Annotated in this window: 6 protein-coding genes; 2 read left to right on the top strand and 4 right to left on the bottom strand. The window is 59.2% G+C overall.

Features of this window, described 5'->3' with window-relative positions:
- Positions 1 to 151: 151 nt before the first annotated feature.
- Entirely contained in the window at positions 152 to 928 is a 777-nt protein-coding gene (locus DW49_RS0117595) for a ferredoxin--NADP reductase (protein ID WP_005620572.1), read from the bottom strand.
- 337 nt (positions 929 to 1,265) lie between these two features.
- Between DW49_RS0117595 and DW49_RS1000000130425 the strand changes: the two genes are divergently transcribed.
- Both DW49_RS1000000130425 and DW49_RS0117585 read left to right on the top strand, forming a co-directional pair.
- Positions 1,266 to 1,499, top strand: coding sequence for a helix-turn-helix domain-containing protein (locus DW49_RS1000000130425; RefSeq protein ID WP_003381740.1), 234 nt, complete (start codon positions 1,266 to 1,268; stop codon positions 1,497 to 1,499).
- A gap of 129 nt (positions 1,500 to 1,628) precedes the next feature.
- A complete protein-coding gene (locus DW49_RS0117585) occupies positions 1,629 to 2,753 on the top strand; it encodes a methyltransferase (protein ID WP_005620575.1) in 1,125 nt (374 codons plus the stop codon).
- Positions 2,754 to 2,841: 88 nt separating this feature from the next.
- Here DW49_RS0117585 and DW49_RS01000000128520 read toward each other — a convergent pair whose 3' ends face one another.
- Genes DW49_RS01000000128520 through DW49_RS0117570 form a run of 3 tightly spaced genes read right to left on the bottom strand, consistent with a single transcriptional unit; the run spans position 2,842 to position 5,481 of the window.
- A complete protein-coding gene (locus DW49_RS01000000128520; RefSeq protein WP_005620576.1) occupies positions 2,842 to 3,009 on the bottom strand; it encodes a DUF2474 domain-containing protein in 168 nt (55 codons plus the stop codon).
- 21 nt (positions 3,010 to 3,030) lie between these two features.
- Positions 3,031 to 4,038, bottom strand: a complete 1,008-nt coding sequence (gene cydB, locus DW49_RS0117575; RefSeq protein WP_003381747.1) for a cytochrome d ubiquinol oxidase subunit II — start codon at positions 4,036 to 4,038, stop codon at positions 3,031 to 3,033.
- Between the two features lie 3 nt (positions 4,039 to 4,041).
- Complete coding sequence (locus tag DW49_RS0117570) at positions 4,042 to 5,481, bottom strand: cytochrome ubiquinol oxidase subunit I (protein ID WP_005620577.1); 1,440 nt, start codon at positions 5,479 to 5,481, stop codon at positions 4,042 to 4,044.
- Positions 5,482 to 5,845 lie beyond the last annotated feature (364 nt).

Genomic DNA, 5,845 nt, shown 5'->3' with positions numbered 1-5,845 from the left:
TCTGGCCACTGCTTTCAAGTGGCTGGTTTCGGCCCATGCCGGGCACACTGGGAGCGGACTTGTCCGCGAAGAGGCTTTACATCCGCAGAATATTTATCGCCTGCAGTGCAGCATTCGCGGACAAGCAGGCATCACCCGGTCTGCGTCTACCCTACCAATACGTCTCCACCGCCACTTGCCCCGGTTTGCGGGACAGGCTCAGGCGCATGTCGCGCTGCTTGAGCAATTCGCGTGTGTCGTCGATCATCTGTGGGTTGCCGCACAGCATTACCCGCGAATGCTCCGGCGTCAGGTCGATACCTGCGGCGCGTTCAAGCGCTCCGCTTTCGATCAGTTGCGTGATACGGCCATTCAGTGCACCGGGATGCTGCTCGCGGGTGACGGTGGGCAGAAACATAAACTTGTGTGCGTACTCGGCCAGGTAGTCACGCTGCATCAACTCGCTGATCAGCGGCTGATAGGCCAGCTCGCTGGACTCACGAACGCTGTACACCAGAATCACTCGTTCGAATTTCTCCCAGACCTCGAAGTCCTGAAGAATCGATAGAAACGGCGCGACGCCCGTGCCAGTGGACAGCAGCCACAGGTCGCGACCATCGACGAAGCGGTCCAGGGTCAGGTAACCAAACGCCTGCTTCTCCACCATCAGGCTGTCGCCCTCGCGCAGGCGGCTCAACTCGCTGGTGAATTCCCCATCGGGCACCACGATGGAGAAAAACTCCAGAAACTCGTCGTGCGGAGAAGAAACCATCGAGTACGCACGCCACACCGTCGTGCCGTCAGCCTTGGTCACACCCAGCCGCGCGAACTGCCCTGCGCGAAAGCGAAAGCCGGGGTCGCGGGTGGTGCGCAGGGTAAACAGATTCGTGGTCAGCGGTGTAACACGCTGCAGCGTCTGGCGGGTGAGTTTGTCGTCACTGACGGTCATGGTGCGCTTTTAACTCCTGAACAATGGCAAGCAAGACCCAGTGTCCCGCAAAGCAGGCTCGATAAACACCGGTGGTTTGTAGTGAATTGCCCGTAATCGTTGTGGCGGCTTAGAGTATTTGGTTCTTGAAGCCCGTCAATGCGGGCCTGAACGTCTGCATGGCCAATCACCTCGGCCGCTCTTGCTCGGGGCTTTCAGCTTAAACGCCAAGAATAGACAGCCAAGTGCCACCACCCCATCCGTCAGACCAGATTCGCAGCGTGCCGATTGCCGGGTATTTGTTCCTAGACTGGACAAACACACAGCAAGGTTTGGCTGCGTGCTGCAAGGAGGCTACATGAGCACTATGGACATCAATTTTATACAGCCCTCACCCACAAAAAATCTGACGCAGAGAGAAATCGAAGTCCTCAAGTGGTCCGCCGAAGGTAAAACAGCTGGCGACATCGCCATGATTCTCTGTTTGAAGGAGCGCACGATTCACTTCCACATCGCCAGCGCCATTCAGAAAATGGGGGTCTGCAACAAGACCGCCGCAGCCGTACAGGCCGCATTGAGCGGGATGTTCTGATAAAGCAGTAGCAGAACAACAATCAGGCGGGTATCAGAGCGAAAAAATACGTAAAATCGTCTGCTTCAGCGAGCCCACGTTTCGTCGGGTTCGCTGGCACACTTTCGATTGCACAGAGTTTTCCCGCCAATGCCCCTGCTCATCAGCCGTTTCGCCGAACTTGATCTCATTCGCCAACCCGAGCAACAGGATGAGCCGTTGCAGGCATTCGATGCTGCTGACGAGTACCTGCTCAGCCATGTCGCAGAAACCGGGCTGAGCCTGGAAAGCCGCGTCCTGGTGCTCAATGACAGTTTCGGCGCACTGGCGGCGAGTCTGGCGCGCCACGCCAATGTGGTCAGCAGTACCGATTCGTTTCTGGCAGCGCAGGGGCTGGAAAAGAACCTGGCGCGCAATGGCATGGCCTACGACGCCGTGCCGTTGATCCCGGCCAGTGAGCCATTGAGCGGCCCTTTCGACTGGGTGCTGATCCGCATCCCCAAGACACTGGCCCTGCTTGAAGAGCAGTTGATCCGCCTGCAAGGCCAACTGGCCCCCGGTGCTCGCGTTGTTGCGGCCGCGATGGTCAAGCATTTGCCACGCTCGGCCGGTGACTTGCTGGAAGAGTACGTGGGGCCGGTGCAGGCCTCGCTGGCGGTAAAAAAAGCCCGCCTGCTGTTTGCGACTCCGCGGACCCAAGAGGTGCGGACGTCGCCTTATCCGACGCGTTACACACTGGACGAGCCGGCTATCGAATTGCTCAATCACGCCAACGTGTTTTGCCGCGACGGGCTGGACATCGGCACTCGCGCCCTTCTGCCCTATCTGCCAAAAAACCTCGGCGCGGCAAGGGTCGCCGACCTGGGATGCGGCAACGGTGTGCTGGCCATCGCCAGCGCGCTGGACAATCCCGACGCGCATTACACGCTGGTGGACGAGTCGTACATGGCGGTGCAGTCGGCCGCAGAAAACTGGCGGGCACATCTGGGCGAGCGAGACGTTGTGCTGCGTGCCGCCGACGGGCTGGATACCCAGGAACCTGACTCGCTGGACGTGGTGCTGTGCAACCCGCCCTTCCACCAGCAACAGGTGGTGGGCGACTTTTTAGCCTGGCGCATGTTCCTTCAGGCCCGTGCAGCGCTGGTCACAGGCGGTGCGCTGTACATCGTCGGCAATCGCCATCTGGGGTATCACACCAAGCTGTCGCGCCTGTTCCGCGGCGTCGAACAGGTTGCGGCCACGCCGAAATTCGTGATCCTGAAAGCACGCAAATAGCACACAAAAAAAGACCCTCTTGCCGCAGTTGGCGGCAAGAGGGTCACAAAACGTGTCCGGAAGACACGAACGGGAATTCAGAGAAGGGTCAGTGAGTCGTCAGGCCCGCAGCGCTCATAAACAGGCGCATCAGGCTGGCGACGATAAACAGCGCAAACACGCTGCCCGCCCAGATCCCGACCAGCCAGGCCAGTCGTTGCCAGAGTGGTTTGCTCAGTGCCGGATCCGGGTCGTGCAGGGGATTTTTGCCAGACATCGTCATTCTCCTCGGTTCGGACTAGTGATAACCGTCTTCAGCAGTCACCTTGCCGCGGAACACGTAGTAGCTCCAGAAGGTGTACCCCAGAATGAACGGGATGATGAACAGCGTGCCGACCAGCATGAAACCCTGACTTTGTGGCGGCGCAGCGGCCTGCCAGATCGATACCGATGGCGGGATGATGTTTGGCCACAGGCTGATGCCCAAACCGCTGTAACCCAAAAATATCAGCAGCAGGGTCAGTAAAAACGGCGTGTAGTGGGCATTGCGGGCGACCGCCTTGAACAGACCGTACATGGTCACCAGCACCAGAATCGGCACTGGCATGAACCAGAACAGGTTCGGCATGCTGAACCAGCGATGCGCGATGTCTGCGTGGGCCAGCGGCGTCCACAGGCTGACCACGGCCATGACCACGAGCACTGCCGCAGCCAGAGGGCGAGCCAGATCATGCATTGCCTTCTGCAACGGACCTTCGGTTTTCATGATCAGCCAGGTGCAGCCCAGCAGCGCGTAAGCGACGATAAGGGCCAGACCGCAGAACATCGGGAACGGCGACAGCCAGTCCAGTGAACCGCCCGCGAACTGGCGATCGACCACCGGAATGCCCTGAATGTAGGCCCCCAGCGCAACACCCTGAAAGAACGTCGCGGCAAGCGAACCGCCGATGAACGCCTTGTCCCACAAGTGTTGCTTTTCTTCGGTCGCCTTGAAGCGGAACTCGAACGCCACGCCGCGGAAAATCAGGCCCATTAGCATGAACATCAGCGGCAGGTACAGCGCCGACAGCACCACCGAATAGGCCAGCGGAAAGGCACCGAACAGCGCAGCGCCGCCCAGTACCAGCCAGGTCTCGTTGCCGTCCCAGACCGGGGCGACGGTGTTCATCATCACATCGCGGTCGGAACTGTCTTTCATGAACGGGAAGAGAATCCCGATGCCCAGATCGAAGCCATCCATCACCACGTACATCATGATGCCGAAGACGATGATGATGGCCCAGATCAGCGGAAGATCGATACCCATGGCTTAATTCCCCTTGCCGAGACGGTCAGGATTGTCGCCATCGTCTTCGCTTTCAACAGCAGCGGAGAGCGGGCGGGCCGGTGTACGTTGCTGGCCGGGACCACCATGAGGCACATGTTCGACATACGCTTTCGGACCCTTGCGGACCAGACGCATCATGTAACCGAGACCTGCACCGAACAGCACGAAATACACGACCACGAACAGCACCAGGGTGATGCTCATCTGCGCCACGCTGTGGCCGGACGATGCATCTGCGGTGCGCATCAAGCCGTACACGACCCACGGCTGACGGCCGATCTCGGTGGTGAACCAGCCCGCCAGGATCGCGACCAGGCCCGATGGCCCCATCCACAGCGCCAGGTACAGGAACGGACGCGAGCTATACAGTGTGCCGCGCTTGCGCAGCCAGAGGCTCCACAGGCCGGTGAGGATCATCAGCATGCCGAGGGCGACCATGACCCGGAACGACCAGAACACGATCAACGAATTCGGACGGTCCTCAGGTTTGAACTCCTTGAGCGCCGGCACTTGCTTGTCGAGGCTGTGGGTCAGGATCAGGCTGCCCAGGTAGGGAATCTCCACCTTGTACTTGGTGCGTTCCTCTTTCATGTCGGGGATGCCGAACAGGATCAGCGGGGTCGGCTCGTCGCCGATGTTTTCCCAGTGGCCCTCAATGGCGGCGATTTTGGCGGGCTGATGCTTGAGCGTATTCAGACCGTGGAAGTCACCGACCACTGCCTGAACTGGCGCAACCAGCAGGGCCATCCACATGGCCATCGAGAGCATCTTGCGCACGGCGGGCGTGTCACGACCGCGCAGCAAGTGCCAGGCCGCCGAAGAGCCTACGAAGAAGGCCGTCGCCACGAAGGCGGCAATTGCCATGTGCGTCAGGCGGTACGGGAACGACGGGTTGAAGACCACCGCGAACCAGTCAGTCGGGATCACACGACCGTCGATGATCTCGAAACCTTGTGGCGTCTGCATCCAGCTGTTGGAGGACAGAATCCAGAATGTCGAGATCAGCGTACCGATGGCAACCATGACCGTGGAGAAGAAGTGCAGGTTGCGGCCCACGCGGTTCCAGCCGAACAGCATCACACCCAGGAAGCCGGCTTCCAGGAAGAAGGCGGTCAACACCTCGTAGGTCAGCAGCGGGCCGGTAACGGCGCCTGCAAAGTCGGAGAAGCGGCTCCAGTTGGTGCCGAATTGATAGGCCATGACCAGCCCGGACACCACGCCCATGCCGAAGTTGACGGCAAAGATCTTCGACCAGAAGTGGTACAGGTCACGATAAACGTCATCGCGGGTCTTCAGCCACAGGCCTTCGAGCACAGCCAGGTAACTTGCCAGACCAATGGTGATGGCAGGAAACAGGATGTGAAACGAAATCGTGAATGCGAACTGAATTCGGGCGAGCTCGATAGCCTCTAAACCGAACATAAGATGTTCCTCTCTCAGATGAAACCTGCTGCTGCCTGAAGGCCAACAGCGATTGCCCCCACGGTAATGAGTGCTCTGTTTCTTTTTATGCAGCGCTTTCAGTGGAAAAAGCGCTGGTCGATCCGTCGTTGTTTGAATGGAGCACTGACGTAGATCAATCGACCATGAAAGAGTAGTCCTGTTCAGCCACTTGAGCCGTGTGGTCTATTGTCGCGTGGCGAGTTGTCTCACCTTAGCCTGCAGGTCGCCGCCTCGGTCGCTCCCACGCAGGCCATGTGCACAGTGTCCTTGTGAGAGGGAGCTTGCTCACGAAGAGGCCGGTGCAGACGCTGAATACCTACTGGTCAGCCAGTCTTTCTTCGCG

This window comes from Pseudomonas avellanae BPIC 631, from assembly GCF_000444135.1.
Taxonomy (GTDB): Bacteria; Pseudomonadota; Gammaproteobacteria; order Pseudomonadales; family Pseudomonadaceae; genus Aquipseudomonas; species Aquipseudomonas avellanae.
This window is presented reverse-complemented; position numbering and strand designations above follow the sequence as displayed.